The sequence below is a fragment of the Bradyrhizobium sp. genome, from assembly GCF_035484855.1.
Classification (GTDB): Bacteria; Pseudomonadota; Alphaproteobacteria; order Rhizobiales; family Xanthobacteraceae; genus Bradyrhizobium.
Genome location: NZ_DATHOP010000025.1, coordinates 129,459 through 146,565, shown reverse-complemented (window position 1 = coordinate 146,565; position 17,107 = coordinate 129,459). Strand labels below are relative to the sequence as shown.

Here is a 17,107-nt window from a genome sequence, read left to right as displayed (position 1 = left end):
CACTTACGGCTTTGTCGCGGGAGGCCGGAAAACGGTTCGGGACCGACTTGGCCGGGAAGCGGATATCGTCCCCTGCGTCGCAGGTCCGAAGCTTGCGGGGATCGGCATTCGTCAGGCTCGCTTGTCGGTTTCGGTTGGTCATTGGGAGCAACTTCCTGAAAATGCATTCGTGAACCGAGATCAGGGGCCGAACCTGCGCACCCCCTCGCGCTACGAACCGTGACTGGATGCTTCTGCTTGTTCGCAAGCGACGGCTCCGAGCGGTGCAGACCCATGCTTGGCGTCCGAGGTTTGTCTCGATGCGCGTACGACATCTCGCCGTCCACGCCGCAATCGTAAATTAACCATGTTGATTGCGGCCACCTCAGAGAATGGCGCTTCGCCGCATTGTTCGGATGAATGCGCGGTGAATTCGCAAAAACCGTCCCGCGGCGCCGGCGGCGTAGCCAAATTCTGAAAGTTCGTGCTAGATTTTGATGAATTTTGGGATTGCAGGACATGAAGCAGGAGACGGCGCACGGCTCCAAGCCGGACAAGAAGGCAATCGCCACCGCCATCCAGCGCCATCTCGACGCCAACGGGCTGGCGCGCAAGGATCTCATCCGGGAGCATCTGTCCAAGTCGTCGATCGAAAAACTGTTTCAGGGTGACTTCACGGAACGGACCCTCGACAAGGTCGAGGGCATTCTCAAGGCGAGTTTTCGAAAGCCGTCCGGCAAGGAAACCGCGGACAGATCGGTCGGCGGATACGTCTTCGACGCCGTCGAATATCTGCAGGGCGACTATCTCTGCGTTCGTCCGATGTTCGCCAACGCGGCCAACTTCAACGCCTATCTGGTCACGATTTCCTGGAGCGAGGAGCGGAAATGCCTCGTATTCGAGGAGAAGTCGCGCTTCGACGAAAAATACCGGCAGCAGGGCACGGTCCATATTCCGTTCGGCACCGCCTACATGAATCTGGTCAGTTCGAGCGCCGGCAACGTGCGGACCATCCTGCTGTCGCTGCCGGATTCCGACGACTTGATGCGCGGGATCATCCTGACGCTGAGCAATCCCAAAGGCTCGGTCTACATTCCCGTCGCCTCCCCGATCGTGCTGCGCAAACTTGGCAAGGCGGAAGTGCCGGAGCTCGGCATCATCACGGAAGATCGTCGCTGCCACGGCGAATACCAGTCCTTGCTGGCGACGGTGCTGACCGAGGAGTTCGGAATTTTCGCGGTTCCGCAGTCGTCCGGCCAACGCAAGGGCGGCGCGGGCCGCTAGCGTAGCGCATGATGTGTTGGCGTTGGATCGACCCGTTCCGCAAGCGCGAGGCACGAACGATCGCGTGGCCCGGACCCGGCATAGGGTCCCTCAGCCGGGCACGGCAGGGCCTGCACAAAAAATCGCGAAAACGAGCCCATGCAAAGTAGAGTGCACCCCGGCTCCCAGCCTCTCGCTGCGCTGCGTCCGGAGCAGGAGAAGAAAAAGGCCCTAACCTGATCTCATCCCGCTCTGGCCTCGCCCGGCGGGCGGCTCACCGCCCGAGGCTATCGCAAGATTTCCGGAAAACGGCTCGGAACGGGCTTGGCGGCAAAGCGGATTTTTCATACTGGCAATGGTATAACGCCGCCAACGGTCCCATAGCTCAACTGGATAGAGTAACGGATTTCTACTCCGTGGGTTGCAGGTTCGAATCCTGCTGGGATCGCCATCGGCAAAAAATTGCCGTGGGATTTCCATTACTTGCTTCCCGTTTTGTCCAGCCGGCTCGAAGGGCTGGACAATTCCTGTTCGCGTTCCGCCCCGATCTGCATGCTCATCGCCTGCCGTGCGAGCCGCTGCTGATCGGAGGCGCGCGTGTAGTGCGCAACTTCGGCAAGCGAGCGATGTCCGGTGATGGCGCGTATCTGATCGCTACTGCATCCGGCGTTCGCCAGTCGCGTTGCTGCCGCCTTGCGCAAGCCGTGCGCCGAACATTGCGGCAGGCCCGCTTCGTTGCAGCGGTCGCGAAACCAATTGCCGAAGCCAGCCGACGTGAACGGCGCGCCGCGTTCGGTCGTCAGAAATGTGAGATGCGAGCGCGACGCCGACGCCAGCACTTGCGCTAGATCGGGATGCATCGGGATCGTCAACGCCGTGTCGGTCTTTTCCTGCCGCAACGTGATCGCGTTGTCTTTCATTTGCTGCCAGCCCATGCGAACCACGTCACCGCGTCGCTGCGCGGTGTAGAGCAATAGCGACATCGCGAGCCGCGCCCGCGAACCGATGGGATGGCGTTCTTCGAACTGCGCGATTTCGGCTTCGTTCCAGCTATGGAAGCCTTCGCCACTGGCGCGATACTTCTTCACGCCAATCGCCGGGTTGCTGTCGATCATATCGATGCTGACGGCGTAGCCGAGCAGCACTCGCAGCACCTTGAGCAGATTGTTCGCAGCGTGCGGCGTGTTGGCTTTCGATCCGATGATCTGGATCAGATGCGCGCGGCCCAAACCCTTCACCGACTTATCGCCGTGCGGCTCGCGGAAGTTCTCGATGATGTTGCGGCGCATCACTTGCGTTGACGGCCTCAGCGCGCGGAAATCAGGTGACTTGTAGTAGCTGACAACGAGCGCGTTGATGGTATTCGGCTTGGTGCGCGATGCGCCAATCTCGCCAGCGGTCGCCAGCACCTTGACGCCTTCAAGCGCCGCGGCGTACTGGCGCATGAAATCTTCCGACCACGGCGGGCCGGTCAGGTAGGTGGTGAAGCCATCCTTGCGAAAGCGCACGCGCCGCGTGCCGTGGCGATCCGCGTTCCAGCCGCAATGCTTTGGAAGTCCGCTTCTAGTTCTTAACATTGCTCAGAACCTCATCCCACGGGTTGCTCGCCGTAGCGTCGTCCGCCTGACCGACGATGACGCTAATCTTGCCGGTATCGGGATCGACTTCATAGCGCGCGACCTCAATGCCCGCCTTCGCCACTTGCTTCGCGACGCTGACTAGCGACGGCTTGCGCTTGCGCTTGCGGATGTTCGGCGCAGCAGTCAGCTCAGGGAAAGTTCGTCGGACGGCTTCGTAATCAAGCGGGACAAAACTGGACCTCTCGAATACCACCGTGCGATCCTTGGCTTTTTCTGCCACGTGGTATTGGAAGCCCGGATCGGTCCAGTAATCGAGCAAGATGGCAACCTTTCCCACGCTGTTCATCGGCCTGCCCCGGTTATGTCCGCTCCAACGCGCGGGTCTCGCGGCGCTCGGCGTCCATTCGGCTTCTGACGCTGCGGACAATTTCAGAGTTTTGGGACGCGCCTGTCCGCTGGGCTTCCTTCTCTAGCCATTTCGTCACATCAAGCGGTAATCGGACCGATCGGAACACGACGGAAGCGGCTTTGGCGGCTTTCTGTTTCCTAACCATTTTTTGACTCCCATAATGCCACTGGGATACCCAGATGATACTAGCACCGTTCCGCACCGTGCTGGTAACCGTATTACGTCGGTTTTGACTGATTGGCAATGTTTTTGAGGGGATTTGAGCGTATGGCGAAAAAACAACCGAAACGGCCCGGGCGCGGGTCGGAACAATTTGTTTTGCGTTTGCCAGATGGAATGCGCGACAAGCTGCATGAACTGGCGAATGCCAATGATCGGTCGGTAAACGCGGAAATAGTCAACCGCCTTGAAAAATCCATGGAACACGGCGGCCCATTCCAACAGCTTCAAGAGAGGGTGGAATATCTCGAGGAGCGGCTAGAGAATCTAGAACACGAATTTAAGCACAGATACGACGATCCGAATCCGGACGACTGACGAAAGGCGAGGGTGAAGACGTGTCGCTTATTCACATTCGACAAGTCGCTGTACAATTTCGCCGTGCGATAGAGCGCTGCCGTACACAATTGCCAATTCAATCTAGAGATTTTCCGCATGGCGCATGCGGCGACGCTGTACTTCTGCTCGCAAAATTCCTGCAGGAAAATGGCCATACGGGTTTCTGGTATATTTTAAGGATGCGCGAAGACTGTTCTCATGCTTGGCTGCAACGGGGCGATCTCATCGTGGACATCACCGCAGATCAGTTTCCCGACCAACGTAAATCCGTCATCGTTGCATTGAACCCTGGATGGCATAGGACGTTTGAGCGCGATCTTGACGAAAAGGAACAGGTCGCAGATTTCGAGCAATATGATCCCCGCACGGTGGCGGAGATGCGCCATGCGTATCGTTTATGCATCTCGCGCCTCGAAAGGTAGCGAATCGCGCGGCCCTTCAGGGGGGCCCGCTGGTGCGCGTTTCCCTGAGCCCGTGAGCGGGCCGCCGGGCCACCGGACACGTTTCCGCATCTTCCCGTGCGTCGATCCTGCGCTGCGGCGGAAGTATCGCTATTGCCTTCACCTTCCGGTTGCGAAACAATCCAATCGGTTTTGGGGGATTGCAGAATGCGTATTTTGGGAATCGTGGCGCTAGGCGCCGCGCTGGCAGGCTGCGCCTCATCGGGCGTTCAGGTGACACAGGAACAGGCGCAAAGTTTCCAAGTAGGTAAATCCACCTATGGCGATGTCGTGGCCGCGCTCGGCCAGCCGACCACAACGACAATGAGTTCGGCGGGGCAAAAATATGCGATCTATTCCTACGCCGCCGTCTCGTCGCGGCCTCAGAATTTCATTCCCTACATCGGACCGCTCGTCTCCGGTTACGACACGAAATCAAGCGCAGTTACGTTTGCTTTTGATAACCGCGACGTCCTCGTTAACATGACGTCGACGCAGAGCAATCTAGGAACCGGCGCTAATTTAGCCGCGGGCGCCCCACAAGGTCCGACAGCGCAACCGCGGTAAAAGGGCCGCGTCCAAATCGCAGACAATTGTGTCCCGGCGCGCTGGACCCTTGCAGGGGAATGACGCGGGGCCGGATGACCCGGACCCCGCGCCTCGCTATCCTAGATGGTGCCAACCAACCTAGGGAGCGAAATCATGACGGAAGTGGAAGGGATCATAAGGATTGAGACGCCGTTGAGTGTCGATCACGTAATGACGCGAGAGGGATGGTTCGGGCTGGAAATTGCTCAGGTGTTTCAGGGAGACTCCAAACCAACAATTCTCCGCGTGACGCTGACGAAAGATCGTCTTCTAGCGCTTCTCGCACAAATCGAAGCCACGCGGCAGCAGTTCGATTTCCCGTTGCCCGCAGTATTCTCTCAGCAACAAACGCGCCAATGAATTTCAGCATGACAAGCGCTCCCGTCGTCTGCATTGAAGGCGGCGCGGCGATCGGATGCCAGTCAACCGTAACCGGGAGAGGGTCAAAGGAAAAAATGCTCTCCCCCCGATGCCGCGCCGCCTCTGCCGAACCGTTTCATACCCTGGCCCTGCCGTAGCAAAGCCGCTTCGGTCCGGCTGTCCGAATCTCTCATGCGCCAATGCGTGCGCGACGATCCTGCAGATAGGCCGTCGCGCCCTCTGGAGTCAGTATCGCTTTCGCCATCGCTTGCGGCGCTGTCAGCGTTCCGTCGCTGGCCCTTAAGCCCGCGGCAATCTGCTTCAACTTAGCGAGCCCTGAATCTGAACCAGGAGGCGGCGCGGTCGAGCCCTCTGTCGGCGCCACGTAAGACGGCCCTTTTGCCGATTTATAAGCAGCGTAGAGCGGTCGCCCGTCGGGATCTTCGATGAATTTCGCGAAAGCCTTTTCGATGGTCTCTCCTGGCTGTCTCCGCCGATTGGCATGCTTGCGTAACTCCGCGTACCACTCGCTCTTGGTCTTGTTCCCGGGCGCGCTCTTTGCGAGAGCGATCGTCGTTTCGAGTTCCGCATCGTGTGGCATTGTCGTTGCTCCTTTCAATGGGCCGTCGGTTATTCGACGGCGCCGCGTTGCAGTTCGAGGTAGCGGTTGACGACCATCGCGCGAAGGTTCGCACTTGGTATGGCCAGAAGCTGCGCACTGGACAGAACGTCGCCGCGTTTGAAAACGCGGCCACCGATATCAAGCCGGCGCAACACGTTGGCCTCGGCGATGGCGATATCATCTGGCACCGCAAAGCTTGCTTCACGTTCGAGGGCTCTCAGGCGCTGCGCACGGTTCATTCGTCTCGCTCCATCAACATTCAAAATAGCCGCTGGCCACCAACAGAACCGGGGAAGATTCTTGGCGGCCCGCTCGAACAGACGATAATCGACACTCCCGACGTCACCACGCCCGATCCGCGCGAGCTTAGCGCCATCGAACCCATTGCGGCATTAGCTTCATCATCGTGACCTCGTGCAGGATGATCGACCCGATCGCGCGTCGTCGTCTGGCGTCTTTCTAAGGCGCATATTTCTGATAAGAGGCGCGGCGCATCCAGGAGCCTCGCCCTCCCAGCGGAAAACAACGGCAACGCTTCGAGATAGATTTCGGACCTATCGCGATCGCTGTGCACGTAGCGGATACCCTGAGAGGCCCAGCTCTGCACGGCCCATTGTGCGCTATACCGATCGCCAGTGACTTGAGAAATCCCGTATTGCTTGGCGACCGCCGCCATGTCGGCGGTGACGCTCTGGGGGTTGAACGGCGCGCGGCGCGAGACCAGACAATCCAAAACGATCTTGTCGCCGATCTTTGAACTAATCGCCATGGCGTAAGAATCGGAAACCCCTCCGCTGACATCGGCAAAAGCGTGATATCGAACGCCGGGAACGCGCGGCCTCACAAGCACGCCGCGATCGACGGCGGCCTCGACAAGCTCGCGAGAAATGAACGCCGCTAGATCGTCGCGCCACTGCGAACCAAATTCAGCCGCGGCGCGCTGCGGGTCGTCGGCATACGCCTTCGCGACCACCTTTTCGGACAAAGCCGGGTTCATCGTCCGGGATGATGCGAGCCAGCAAACATCTTCCGCGTCGTCGACGCCGAACAACTCTTTCCACCTTCGGTGCATATAACCGGCTCTGCGACCGACCGACGACGCCAGCATGAGCAGCCCGCCGCCCGGCGTCATCGACATGGCGGGCAGCGCGGCTGCCACAACGTCCTCGTCGCTCGATGCCGCGCCCTCGCGGGTGTCCCAATAACAGCACTCCGAGCCGAGCACGGCAATTGCCGATCGACCACGGACAAGGCTTGCGTCATTGGTCACGATTTCCAGTGTCGCGCCGGAGCGAAACTCAACCATTTCGTCGCTCGTCCGCGTGACCTCTGCCGCGAGCATCGGCGTCGCCAGCAAGCCTTGGCAGTAGCGCCGCAGGATTCGCGCCTGCTTTTTGTCGGCGCCCAGCAAAATCACGCTCGCCTGTTCGCCCGCGCTCATCACCGATCGCCAGCTTCCGCAAAGTGAAGCGCGCCACACCGCGACGGCAGACTCGAATCTGTCCTTGCCCGCCCTGCGGCCCGCCAACATGATCAGCCGGTTCACGGGCCCAGTCGGTAACGTTTTCCTGCCCGTACATTCGTGGAAAAGCTCTGCCTCGCGGCTGTCCAGTTCCTCGCCGCTGATAACCTTCGCCACCGCGTGCCACGGCCAGAAGCTCGGCGCCTGGAACGGCCCACCGAGCAGGTTCGGATCGCGCATCGCTTGGGCCAGGCTGCGCTTCACGGCGCCTCCTCGCTTTCGGCGAGATAGGCGTCAAGGGCGGATGGCGTCCCTGCCGTGCGACGGGAAGCCCTCGCCGTGATCGGAGCCAGGATGCGCCGCGCCTCGGAACTCAATCGGATCGTGTCGTCCGCATTGACCGGCTCGCCGCGCACCAATGACGCCTGCAGCAACTCCGCCTGCAGCACCATCGCCGCCGCCGTCCTGATCAGCGCCTTTTCCGTCTCAGTAAGGTTGCCGCCCGCTTCCTTCTCGAAGCCGTCGCACAGGTCTCTAAAACGTCGGCCGCTCGGCGTGCGCATGTCCGTGCCAGCGAGCACCCATCGCCCGTTCGTCACGCGCGATTTGTTGGTCACCGATCCGGCCGCGCGTCGTTGCGGCGCGGGCTGCGATGTGGCTGCGAACGGCTTGTGAGCTTCGTGCATCGTCTAGAAATGACACGCCACCCCGCTGATGCAAGCTCACCTCAGCGTCGTGGGATGGCCTCAAGTGTTGAGCGATACTGAGGAGTGTTGAGGAGTGTTGACGCACACTGAAAATATATTTGCGCGGCGATGATCAAAGCACGCCGCTCCTGATCCACATGCGCTCTGGCGTCACTTCACCGCGTCCGCAAACGCCCGCCGTGACACAGAAACGGGCGCCGATGCGTTCGGATGATTCGGGCGAAGATCATCTGCCCGATCTGTTGCGACGCTGTGCGGGCTTCCCGCTGTGCGGGCTTCCTATGGCGTGATGCGATCTAACGCGCGCCTCACTTGCGTCGCGTTCCACACCCCATGACCGCGCGCTGTTGTGATTCCGGCCTCGTTCAATCCCGCTGCAAGAGCACGCAACGACACAGCGCCAGCCGCCTGTAGGTTTGCGATGGTCGGCGCGATATCCGCCGCCCGATCTGTCGCGCGCTTCTGGATGGCCGCCGTAGCGATGGCGCGCGCCCTATTCGATGGCTTCACGCCACGATCGCCGCCGAGCTTCGTGCCGCGCTGCTTGGCGGCGGCAAGCGCCGCCTTCGTGCGTTGGCTGATCATGCCAGCCTCAAGCTCTGCCACCGCAACCATTTGCTGCAACAGAAACCGGCCGGTCGCGCCTTCGATCTGCGGCAAATCGGCGAATCTGACATCAACGCCAGCCTCAAGCAGGCGGCCCAGGAACGCTACTGAGCGCGTCAGACGATCAACCTTGCTGACGACAAGCGGACAACGATGCAGCCGCGCTGCCGCCAGCGCCTTGTCCAATTCGGGGCGATCAGAGAGCTTGCCCGATTCGGTTTCGGTATAGTCCGCCACGATCCGCCATTCGCCACCGTTCAAATAGGCGGATACCGCCGCGCGCTGCGCCTCGATCCCGAGCCCGCTCCTGCCCTGGCGATCAGTGGACACGCGATAGTAGGCTACAAACTTGCCCTGAGATTCCATTGCCCGCCCCTGTTTCAAACCTATCAACGACCGTTGACCGTTACGTTACAAGGCGCTTCGGATGCGTCAAGAGCACCGTTCTGACCTCCACAGAGGGCCACGCCGATACAATCTGCCGCCCTTTTTAAAGCGGACGACGTGTCTGCCTGGGGCGGTTACGGTAGTTTGATCCGACAGGCTGCCGTGTGAGACACATTGCTGCGCTGTTCGCCTGTGGGAAAGAGGAGCGCGCGCTATGCCAGATATCGGAGCTTTTAGTCAGACACTAAGCACGGTCCTAAACGGCGGACTGGGGCTTGCAATCTTCGCTGCCATTGCAGCATTTGCGTTTGCGCCAACGCTCGTTGTCATTTCGAGCAAAAGCGTCTTTTGGATCGTGTTCGTCATCGTTTTAAATCTGATGGCAATTGGGCAGGTTGTATTCGCGATCGTGTCGTCGCAGAGCGCCCTTATCTCAGCCATCGTTGGAGCGTTCTCGACTTTGCTGTGGTTTGTTACTCTGATCGTCGCAGGGCTTGGAACGATCACAAAGCAGGGCGAGCGGCGAGAGATGCTGCTTATAAGTCAGGAGAAACGCCTGTACGACATCGATTGTCGCCTTTACGCCTTAGAGCCTAAGTAAGCGTCCTAGATCGCTCGATACGTTTCGGCCTGCTTTTTCCAAAGGTCGTTCTGATCTGACTTCAGCGCGTAGATCGTGTTCCTGCCTGCGATCTTAAACACGACTATCTCGCCATGGGCGATGCGCGCTCGGACTTGGCCTTCCGTGATCCCGTACCATTGGGCGACCTGCTCGATGCCGGTCAACAGATCACAATCTGGGGCGGGCAGCGCTACGGGCTTCGCCCGCGCTGTCTCCATCACGGTGCATCCTTGTCTATCGCCCGCGTGGCCGCTTGGGGTGTCAGCACGTACCCGCCCGCGCCGTCCGGTTCGATCAAGCCTAGCCCTTCAAGCCAGGTCACGGCATCGACGTCATCCGGGCATTGCGTCGCGTTTGCCAGACGACCGATCGTCTGCAATGTCTCGGCCTGCCGGGCGGCAGCCGCCACCCGCTGCCCCATGATCTCCGCCGCGCGATCGAGCACGGCGCGGGACGTTCCAGCGACGAGATCCCCGACGATGGCGAGGATCCGCGCGTCAATTTCCGCTTGGGCCAGGCCGTCGAATTTGAGCGCGCACAGTTCGTTCGCCAACTGCTCAACTTGGGCGTCGGTCATGGCTGTCCTTTTCCGCTTAGGATAAACATCCGCGCGCTCCGAGCAGCGAGCGGCGACCATGCGTCGTTGCGGCTGCTCACGACGATAGCGGGCCATACGTCCCGAAAGCCTTCGAGAAATTCGACCAGCATCGCGGCTGCGGTTTTATCCTCCATGCCGTCGATCGTCGTCAATGTGTCCGGAAGCTCGTCCCAAAATTCGTTCATCTCGCTCGCTCATCGTGCGCGCTGGCGCGCTCTTGCTCGTCGGGTCATTTCTGCTTTCGCCTTTTCGATTCTCCTGTTTTCTAGAATCCTTGCCTGCTGGTGAGACCCGAGCGAGGGCATAGGACGACCAGCCCCACCGAAAAACGGTGAGGTTGGTCCCTATGCCCTGTGCGATCTTGCCTGCCGGAGCCGACCGTCGCTTTGGGCGATGATCTCGCGACGCCGCGGATCACCTTGGTGCCAACTTGACGGTGCAATACGTCGCACCGGCGATCAGCCCTCGCACCTTTCGGACCGGGCCTTGTCTTCGATCGCGCCCCACAGTAAACCGTGCCATCTGCGTGATGGTGGCGCCGCTGCCGTAACTACATCCGACCAGCGCCATTTTGACGGGTCTGACCCTTCCGAGGTCGGACCCGTTTTCGTTTTCTCTCAGGTGGTCTGCGAAGCCCTCCTTGGATGAATCAGAACGGCGTAGGTTGCGGATTTGCGATCTGGAAATATCCCGATCAGCTCGCGCCCAGGCGTCAGCGCGGTGCATTCCCGATCACCGTCGATCAGGTAGCCGATCGTCGTTCGCCCGACGCAGACGGTGGCGCTCGGATCACTTTTGGAGTAATCAAGCGCCAGCGCGCGATTAAGACGTGAGACGTCCGCCACCGGTGCGCCGGTCGCGCGGACGTTTTGCTTTTTGAGTTTGGGGTTACGCAAGACGCGCCCCCATAGGTGCGGCACCGCCTGACTGTGCGGTGTGCGGTGGAAGGCTGGACAATTCGGGAAATACCCGAATGAAGCCGGAAGCGCCCTTAAGGGCGGCTGGACAAGCTAAGTTCTTGTGGCGTACCGAATGCCGATCCCTGCTGGGATCGCCAGCTCAGGGCTTCGTGTCCGTTCGCAAGCTTCCGCAGCCTTTCGTAACCCTTACGTCAAACCGAACGGCGCAAAGTTGTGGCGCTATGATTGCCGGTTGCGCGACAGCACCGCCAAAACCGCCTCCTTCGGTGCCTACCCGCTGGTCAGCCTCGCCGCCGCCCGCAAGCTACACACCGCAGCCGGGGTGACGGTCAGCGGCTCGGCCTCCAAATCGTGAATTTCCCGCCGACGCGGGTTTCCCGATGTCAGGGCTGACCGGCAAGGACGATCTTCTGCACGAGGCTGCCGCCATCAGACCGACAAATGATCCAGGTTATGCCGCATGCGCGCCGCGTCATCTTCGACATAATGCAGGCGAACGACCGCTTTGCGCCACAAAAGCGGTCAATCAAGAACTGATAAGCTTTTCGCTATTTCCTATCAGTCCGCCGACTGACTCCGTTCCGTATGAAAACTTATCAATGACTTGCCCAAGTTCATGGCGGATAGTTGTTGTTTATCCAGGCCGTGAATGCGTCGATAAACGCTTTAGGAAACGGTTCGAACGGGGGCGGTGGCATGTTCGGCGGATCGCCGATTATCTGACCGGCGATGATGGCCGCGTTTGCCTTGACATCCTCATAGCTGGCAAGATCCAACCGCCAGGCCATCTGGCCGCGGTACTTGAACAAGGTCGGTGCGATATCGTTGGCGAACGAGACCGTGGTCATGGGGCTGCTCCTCAGGTCAATTTGATCTTCCATACCTTGCCAGAGCCGCGCGTCGCCTCGAGCCCGCGCTCCCCCAGCATTTCGAAGCGGCCGAAATCGACCACCAACAATATTCCGTCGGGCATCGCGACGATGTCGATCGGCCGCTCGAATGGCCCGGCCGGCAGCGCGTGTTGCGACCAGTCGCGCGGATCGATCCGCAACAGACCGCGACCGACCTGCGGACCGGTCGGCGCGGTCATAGGCTTCTCGTCGCCGAACATCGCTACGATCAGTTGACCCTGCCACCGCCCCGGTTGCGGCAGAATGGCGAATTTCGTCGCCGCTGCATTGACCGCAAACTCCACCACGGGCCGCCGCGGCAGCGGAAGGTCTTCATGACCTGCGAGGATAAACCGAGGCTGCGGGCCACGTTGCGGCCTGAAGGATGGATCGGTGACGGGGCGTCCGCAGACAAAGTCGGGCCAGCCGTACCAGCCGCCCGGTTCGACCACATACAGACAGTCCGGCGCATTGCCGATCGGGCGGGACCCACGATCATCCGCCCCTTGATCGGTCGCCAGCAGGCGTCCGTCGGGCAGGAATCCGAGGCCGTAAGCATTGCGCAGCCCCCACGCCACCAGCGCGAGCTCCGAGCCGTCCGGCCGGCAACGCAACACCGCGGCCGTGCACGGCACCCGGCCCGAGAGCGCAGCGTGCCGCGCGCTGGTATCGCCGAACGGCGAGAAGGCCGCGGTCGCCGTGCGACGGCCGGGCTGAAATGGATCGCCGGTGTCGAACACCTCACCCGCCAGCGTGACGTCGAGGCCCGGAAGATCGCAAGGGTGAGGCAGCTGTTTGAGCCAGGCCAGATCGTAGGCGTCGAGCCCGACCACACCGGAATTCGTCATCGCACCTTGGCTGAAGTAGAGCCATCCATCGGGCCCGACCGCCACCATGTTGACATGATAATTGCCGCGACCCGGCAGATCGTCGAGAACGGTTTGCCGTTCGCCGCCCGGCCTCCAGCGGCTGATACGGCCCGGAAAGCCGCCTTCCGAAATCAAAAAGCCGCCATCGTGCCAGGTGAGACCGTTCACCGGCGCGCGCAATCCCTCGAGTACGGACGTCGAGGATCCATTCTGTCCGATCCGCACGATACGGCCGCCCGGCCGCGCGCCGGCGAATGGCAAGCCGCTCTCGGCGACATACAGCGCACCGTCATCCGCAAACGCGGCGCTGGTCGGAAAGTCCAGGCCCTCAGCCAGCGGTTCGGTCGCAAGCGGACGGGCCGCCCGACTTTCGAGCGCGACGCCGGCCGGTTCAGCGAAGGTTTCTTCGGCGCGACATTGCATCGCTCAGGCAATCCCGGCAACGGCTAGTCCCGTCAGCATCAGAGCCGAGACCAACGTGCCCGCTCGCGGCGAAAGCGGGAATAAGGCGCTGCCCGCGGCGCAAGCCGCCGCCAGCGCGCCAGTCAGGCCGCTCGCGGCCACGACCGACGCAAATGAAACAGCGGTTCCTTCCAGCCCACTGCCTGCGACGAGATTGTCGATCCCGAGCAGCAACGACAATCCGATGAGTGCCCACGAGTTCGCCACGAACTCTGCCGGCCGGCACTTGATCCAGGCAAGGCCGAGTAACGCGACAGCCAGCGTGGCCAGCACGCCGGCGCGCGCCGCGTCAGCCGTCATCATTGCCGGTAGCCACCCCCGGCCGAGTCCCGCGGCCCCGAGCAGGGTCATGCTTGCCTCGGCGAAGCCAAACGCGAGGCCGAGCAGCGCAATGCGGCGCGGCCCGAGCCGCAGCGGTCCTAGTGCGCAGGCGACGGCGATATTGTCGAGACCGAGTGTGCCCATGGTCATGTCGAAACACCTCCCGACCCGTCAGTGATCCCATAAATGCGCAGCACGCCGCCGTCGCCCCCAAACACCAGGGCGCCCGCGACCACGTAGTTTCCGCACACGGCCGGACCCATGCAGTAGCCATAGCCGCCGTTGAATCCGCCGGTCTGTTCGCCGAGCCGATCCTCGAACAACAGCGTCCCGTCGCTGACACTGAAAGCGTAGAGCGAGACGTATGTGGTCGCCATGAATACGACGTCGTTGACCACCGCCGGTGAACTAAGTCCGGATTCGGAACTGTTGGTGTAGAGCGGTGGCCGCGCCTTGGCGTAGCGCGGCGGGTTGCCCCGGTCGACCGGCCAGGCGTCATCCAGAGTGTTGTAATCCAGGGCGCGTATAAACGGCGTGTTGTCGGTATCGATGCCGGCAGCGACCGGATGATAATTGTTGCCGCCGATGCCGACGAAGATCTTGCGGCTGCCCGGATGGATCGCCGCGGTGCTGTAGATGCCGGAATAGTTCTCGCCATCGTCAAGATCTGACCGCCTGTTCGCAATGCGCGGGTTCTGCACGTTGGTATCCGTCTGCTTCTTGTCTGGATGCGGATCGACGGTCGGGATCTGCGTGCCGTCATTGTAGGTGGGCAGCAACTGCCGGCACTTGATGGGCGCAAGCGTATCGGCGTCGAGCAGATGAAACGAGCCGTTCTTGCATCCAACCCCGACCACCCGGCGTCCGTCGAGATCAAACAGCGTGGGCGAGGCGCCGACGTCGACATCGATATCGCTGTCGCGATAGTTGCTCTCGCGCGGTATCTGATAGAACGCCTTGAAGGCGCCGGTCGTGGCGTCGAGAGTGAGTAATCCGTTGGACCAGCCCGGTGTCGGCAGCCGGCCGTCTGGCACGCCGTTGCCGGTCGGACAAAACAGACGATTCAGCTTTTCATCATAAGCGATGCAGCCCCACACCGAGCAGCCGAGTGTCAGCGGTGTTCCGTAATAGACCGTATAACCGGGCGGTAGCGTGATGTCGCGCACGACCTTCTCAGGCAGCTGGTTGGGTTGGTTGATCTGCCCGCAAACATACTGATTGGTACAGAACACCCACACCACATTCCCGGTCGCGGCGTCGAGACAGAAGACGAAGCTGTTGAGCTGCGGGTTCTCACCCTCGCCGATGCCGAGATAGATGCGGCCGTTCACGACCAGCGGCGCCGACCAGCCCGCGGCGGGCGGCGGCTCGTTGTTGATGTCGGTACCGGGCTCGAATGTCTTCACGGGCTGGTTGTGCTTGAGGTCCCGGTTACGTAGATCGGTGACCCAAACGAGCGATAGGTCCGCCGTTGTCAGGCAATAGAGCTTGGCGTTAAAACCAACGAAGTACACCTTGCCGGTTTTGCCGTCGCCGAGAACCGTCGGGGTCGATCCCATGCCGCAAAAGCCGTGCGTATCGCGTTCGTTGAGCTCGACTTTCCACGGAAACCTTTTCACCGTCTGACCGGACTTGAGGTCGATCTTGAGAAGCGTGCCGCCCTGCTCGCCGGGGAAGTCCCGGGAATTTGCCAAGCCGACATAGATAAATCCGTCAGACACGGCAGGCACGGAGAGAATGGAGCCGCCGACGTTGAGCGTATGCAGGACGCCGAACTTGCCGCCGGATAAGGCCGCCGCGTCAATCGCGCTGCCCGAGCCGACATACCCGGTATGAGCGGGATCCCCGTGATACATCCACCAGCCACTGCTCGTTGCCATCGTCCTGATCTTTCTCTCGACGGTTCCGCTACTTCGACCGCAACACCAGCGACCAGCTGAAATCGGCGTTGCCCACATTGTAGTGGCATTGCATGCAGCTGTTGCCGCCCGCGCCCACCGCATCGCTCTGCGACTGGAAGAATGTCTCCATCGCGGTGTTGACCGCATTGTTGACCGGGAACGGACCACCGGCATCCTGTGGGTAGACGCCTTGGTTCTCCTTCGGCTTGAACTTGCTCTGTGGCACCGGCGCCGCCGGCCATTGGGTAATGACGAGTTGGTAGTTGGCCCAGACCGTGTTCGCGAGCGCCTTGCGATAAAGCTTGTTGATATCGACGGTCGATTGCCCCGCCGGCGTCGTCGGGATCGGGTTGAGCCGTACAACCTGCGCCTTATTGCGGTCCTTCGAGGGGACCTCACGCTTGCTTTCGGGACGGTTGGCCCAGCCACCGACGGTCTCCGGGCTGTTCGTGCCATTGTTGAGCGTCATGGAGCCGGCTGATTTCGAGCCATCGTCGTTGGGAACGTTGTCGACCTGCTCGAAGCTCGACCAGATCCATTGCGCGAACCCGTCGACCTTGTGGCCGATATGGAATGCGATCAGTCCCATGGTCACATCACGACAGGAGGGCTGGCGCTGCGACGTATCCAAAATCTTGGCCTTCACCGTGTAGTAGCGCGACGGATCGTCGGAGCCGGTCATCTGCTTCCACGCGGCCTTGAGCATGACTGCGCCTTGCCGATACGGCTGGGCGGAGCTGATCGGCATTGCGATCGGCGCCTTCTGCTCGGCCGCCATCAGGTTCTTGGCGAGATAAAGTCCATTGCCGCGGACAAAGTCATATTGGTCGGCGTTGAAGCGGATTTCGTAGTAGACATAATTGTCGTTCTGATCGACCAGCGGATAGGAGAAGGCCTGATCGACGTCTTGAAGCAACGTTCCGGATTTGGCCGCCATCAGCAGGATCTTGGTTCCGGGCGCGGCCGGTCCGCACACCGTATTCGTCGTCGCGCTGCTGGCAAAGGCGACCGGCGTCACATTATCGACGCGGTAAAGTTCGAAGGCCTCACGATAGGTGTCCCACACGGTCGGATAGGCCGCGCCGGCGCCGAGGAACACCTTCGGGTCGTCAGGCGATTTCGGTACACCATGCCGATCGGGAACGGCCGGCCAGTTGAGCGCGATGAAAGAGCGCCAGGAAAAATCATCGAAGAACGGACGGGCCTGCTCGGGCGCGGTCACGTTGGGGGAAATATTCACAACGACCGGCAGTATGCCGCTGAACGACGCAACCGAGCCTGAAAATGGCGGACCTGCCGAGCCGGACCGAGCCGGCACGGCCTTCTGTTCGGCCCTGGTTTCCCGATCGCCAAATAGCGCGCACGGAATCATGATCGCAAGCGCGAAGGCAGCGAGCTTGCCGGCATGCTGTCGGATTCGAGTGTGAGCCATCACGCCGCTCCCGCGGAGTCCTGCCGATCGCCGCTCGTCAGGCTTCGCATCGTCCATACCCTTCGGTTGCATGTCAAGACTTTATCGCCCCGACACAACCCTCGATTGTGTTTCTTCCAGCGTGGTCATAT

The 17,107-nt window shown here is 61.0% G+C and carries 23 protein-coding genes and 1 tRNA gene; 8 read left to right on the top strand and 16 right to left on the bottom strand.

Translation table 11 applies throughout. From position 1 onward, the window contains the following. Positions 1–498 precede the first annotated feature (498 nt). Positions 499–1,263 (top strand): hypothetical protein, encoded by a 765-nt coding sequence (locus tag VK804_RS02800; RefSeq protein WP_325367580.1) that lies wholly within the window; start codon positions 499–501, stop codon positions 1,261–1,263. Positions 1,264–1,616: 353 nt separating this feature from the next. Then, positions 1,617–1,693, top strand: a tRNA-Arg gene (locus VK804_RS02795). 28 nt (positions 1,694–1,721) lie between these two features. Here VK804_RS02795 and VK804_RS02790 read toward each other — a convergent pair. Continuing rightward, positions 1,722–2,819 (bottom strand): tyrosine-type recombinase/integrase, encoded by a 1,098-nt coding sequence (locus VK804_RS02790; protein WP_325367578.1) that lies wholly within the window; start codon positions 2,817–2,819, stop codon positions 1,722–1,724. Then, complete coding sequence (locus VK804_RS02785; protein ID WP_325367576.1) at positions 2,806–3,168, bottom strand: hypothetical protein; 363 nt, start codon at positions 3,166–3,168, stop codon at positions 2,806–2,808. The genes VK804_RS02790 and VK804_RS02785 overlap by 14 nt, the downstream gene beginning before the upstream one ends. A 330-nt stretch (positions 3,169–3,498) precedes the next feature. Here VK804_RS02785 and VK804_RS02780 point away from each other — a divergent pair, with 330 nt between their 5' ends. The 4 genes from VK804_RS02780 (at position 3,499) to VK804_RS02765 (ending at position 5,177) form a co-directional block, all read left to right on the top strand. Then, complete coding sequence (locus tag VK804_RS02780) at positions 3,499–3,768, top strand: Arc family DNA-binding protein (RefSeq protein ID WP_325367574.1); 270 nt, start codon at positions 3,499–3,501, stop codon at positions 3,766–3,768. 20 nt (positions 3,769–3,788) lie between these two features. Further along, entirely contained in the window at positions 3,789–4,211 is a 423-nt protein-coding gene (locus VK804_RS02775) for a hypothetical protein (RefSeq protein ID WP_325367572.1), read from the top strand. Positions 4,212–4,397: 186 nt separating this feature from the next. Continuing rightward, positions 4,398–4,796 carry a hypothetical protein gene (locus tag VK804_RS02770; protein WP_325367570.1) on the top strand — a complete coding sequence of 133 codons (399 nt, stop codon included), beginning with the start codon at positions 4,398–4,400 and terminating at the stop codon, positions 4,794–4,796. Between the two features lie 135 nt (positions 4,797–4,931). Further along, positions 4,932–5,177, top strand: coding sequence for a hypothetical protein (locus VK804_RS02765; RefSeq protein ID WP_325367568.1), 246 nt, complete (start codon positions 4,932–4,934; stop codon positions 5,175–5,177). Positions 5,178–5,367: 190 nt separating this feature from the next. Here VK804_RS02765 and VK804_RS02760 read toward each other — a convergent pair whose 3' ends face one another. From VK804_RS02760 to VK804_RS02740, 5 genes are all read right to left on the bottom strand, one after another. After that, entirely contained in the window at positions 5,368–5,778 is a 411-nt protein-coding gene (locus VK804_RS02760; RefSeq protein ID WP_325367566.1) for a hypothetical protein, read from the bottom strand. Positions 5,779–5,807: 29 nt separating this feature from the next. After that, positions 5,808–6,038, bottom strand: coding sequence for a hypothetical protein (locus tag VK804_RS02755; protein WP_325367564.1), 231 nt, complete (start codon positions 6,036–6,038; stop codon positions 5,808–5,810). 20 nt (positions 6,039–6,058) lie between these two features. Next, on the bottom strand, positions 6,059–7,525 hold the full coding sequence (locus VK804_RS02750) for a hypothetical protein (protein ID WP_325367562.1): 1,467 nt from the start codon (positions 7,523–7,525) through the stop codon (positions 6,059–6,061). Next, a complete protein-coding gene (locus tag VK804_RS02745) occupies positions 7,522–7,878 on the bottom strand; it encodes a hypothetical protein (protein ID WP_325367560.1) in 357 nt (118 codons plus the stop codon). Before VK804_RS02745 ends, VK804_RS02750 begins: the two co-directional genes overlap by 4 nt. 369 nt (positions 7,879–8,247) lie before the next feature. Then, on the bottom strand, positions 8,248–8,940 hold the full coding sequence (locus VK804_RS02740; protein WP_325367558.1) for a recombinase family protein: 693 nt from the start codon (positions 8,938–8,940) through the stop codon (positions 8,248–8,250). A gap of 235 nt (positions 8,941–9,175) precedes the next feature. Between VK804_RS02740 and VK804_RS02735 the strand changes: the two genes are divergently transcribed. Further along, on the top strand, positions 9,176–9,562 hold the full coding sequence (locus VK804_RS02735) for a hypothetical protein (RefSeq protein WP_325367556.1): 387 nt from the start codon (positions 9,176–9,178) through the stop codon (positions 9,560–9,562). A gap of 5 nt (positions 9,563–9,567) precedes the next feature. Here VK804_RS02735 and VK804_RS02730 read toward each other — a convergent pair whose 3' ends face one another. The 4 genes from VK804_RS02730 to VK804_RS02715 all read right to left on the bottom strand — a co-directional run bounded on the left by VK804_RS02730 (position 9,568) and on the right by VK804_RS02715 (position 11,026). Next, positions 9,568–9,804 carry a hypothetical protein gene (locus tag VK804_RS02730; RefSeq protein ID WP_325367554.1) on the bottom strand — a complete coding sequence of 79 codons (237 nt, stop codon included), beginning with the start codon at positions 9,802–9,804 and terminating at the stop codon, positions 9,568–9,570. Then, entirely contained in the window at positions 9,801–10,160 is a 360-nt protein-coding gene (locus VK804_RS02725; protein ID WP_325367552.1) for a hypothetical protein, read from the bottom strand. Before VK804_RS02725 ends, VK804_RS02730 begins: the two co-directional genes overlap by 4 nt. Next, complete coding sequence (locus tag VK804_RS02720) at positions 10,157–10,366, bottom strand: hypothetical protein (protein WP_325367550.1); 210 nt, start codon at positions 10,364–10,366, stop codon at positions 10,157–10,159. The genes VK804_RS02725 and VK804_RS02720 overlap by 4 nt, the downstream gene beginning before the upstream one ends. 432 nt (positions 10,367–10,798) lie before the next feature. Further along, positions 10,799–11,026, bottom strand: a complete 228-nt coding sequence (locus tag VK804_RS02715) for a hypothetical protein (RefSeq protein ID WP_325367548.1) — start codon at positions 11,024–11,026, stop codon at positions 10,799–10,801. A 187-nt stretch (positions 11,027–11,213) separates the two neighbouring features. Here VK804_RS02715 and VK804_RS02710 point away from each other — a divergent pair, with 187 nt between their 5' ends. Further along, on the top strand, positions 11,214–11,456 hold the full coding sequence (locus tag VK804_RS02710) for an Arm DNA-binding domain-containing protein (RefSeq protein ID WP_325367546.1): 243 nt from the start codon (positions 11,214–11,216) through the stop codon (positions 11,454–11,456). Between the two features lie 259 nt (positions 11,457–11,715). Here VK804_RS02710 and VK804_RS02705 read toward each other — a convergent pair whose 3' ends face one another. Genes VK804_RS02705 through VK804_RS02685 form a run of 5 tightly spaced genes read right to left on the bottom strand, consistent with a single transcriptional unit; the run spans position 11,716 to position 16,976 of the window. Next, the gene (locus tag VK804_RS02705; protein ID WP_325367544.1) at positions 11,716–11,949 is read right to left on the bottom strand and encodes a hypothetical protein; all 234 of its coding nucleotides are present in this window, start codon (positions 11,947–11,949) and stop codon (positions 11,716–11,718) included. A gap of 11 nt (positions 11,950–11,960) precedes the next feature. Next, complete coding sequence (locus tag VK804_RS02700; protein WP_325367542.1) at positions 11,961–13,283, bottom strand: hypothetical protein; 1,323 nt, start codon at positions 13,281–13,283, stop codon at positions 11,961–11,963. Positions 13,284–13,286: 3 nt separating this feature from the next. Then, a complete protein-coding gene (locus VK804_RS02695) occupies positions 13,287–13,793 on the bottom strand; it encodes a hypothetical protein (protein WP_325367540.1) in 507 nt (168 codons plus the stop codon). After that, complete coding sequence (locus VK804_RS02690) at positions 13,790–15,523, bottom strand: hypothetical protein (RefSeq protein ID WP_325367538.1); 1,734 nt, start codon at positions 15,521–15,523, stop codon at positions 13,790–13,792. The genes VK804_RS02695 and VK804_RS02690 overlap by 4 nt, the downstream gene beginning before the upstream one ends. A gap of 28 nt (positions 15,524–15,551) precedes the next feature. Next, positions 15,552–16,976: a hypothetical protein gene (locus VK804_RS02685; RefSeq protein ID WP_325367536.1), complete on the bottom strand. Its 1,425-nt coding sequence runs from the start codon at positions 16,974–16,976 to the stop codon at positions 15,552–15,554. Between the last annotated feature and the right edge of the window lie 131 nt (positions 16,977–17,107).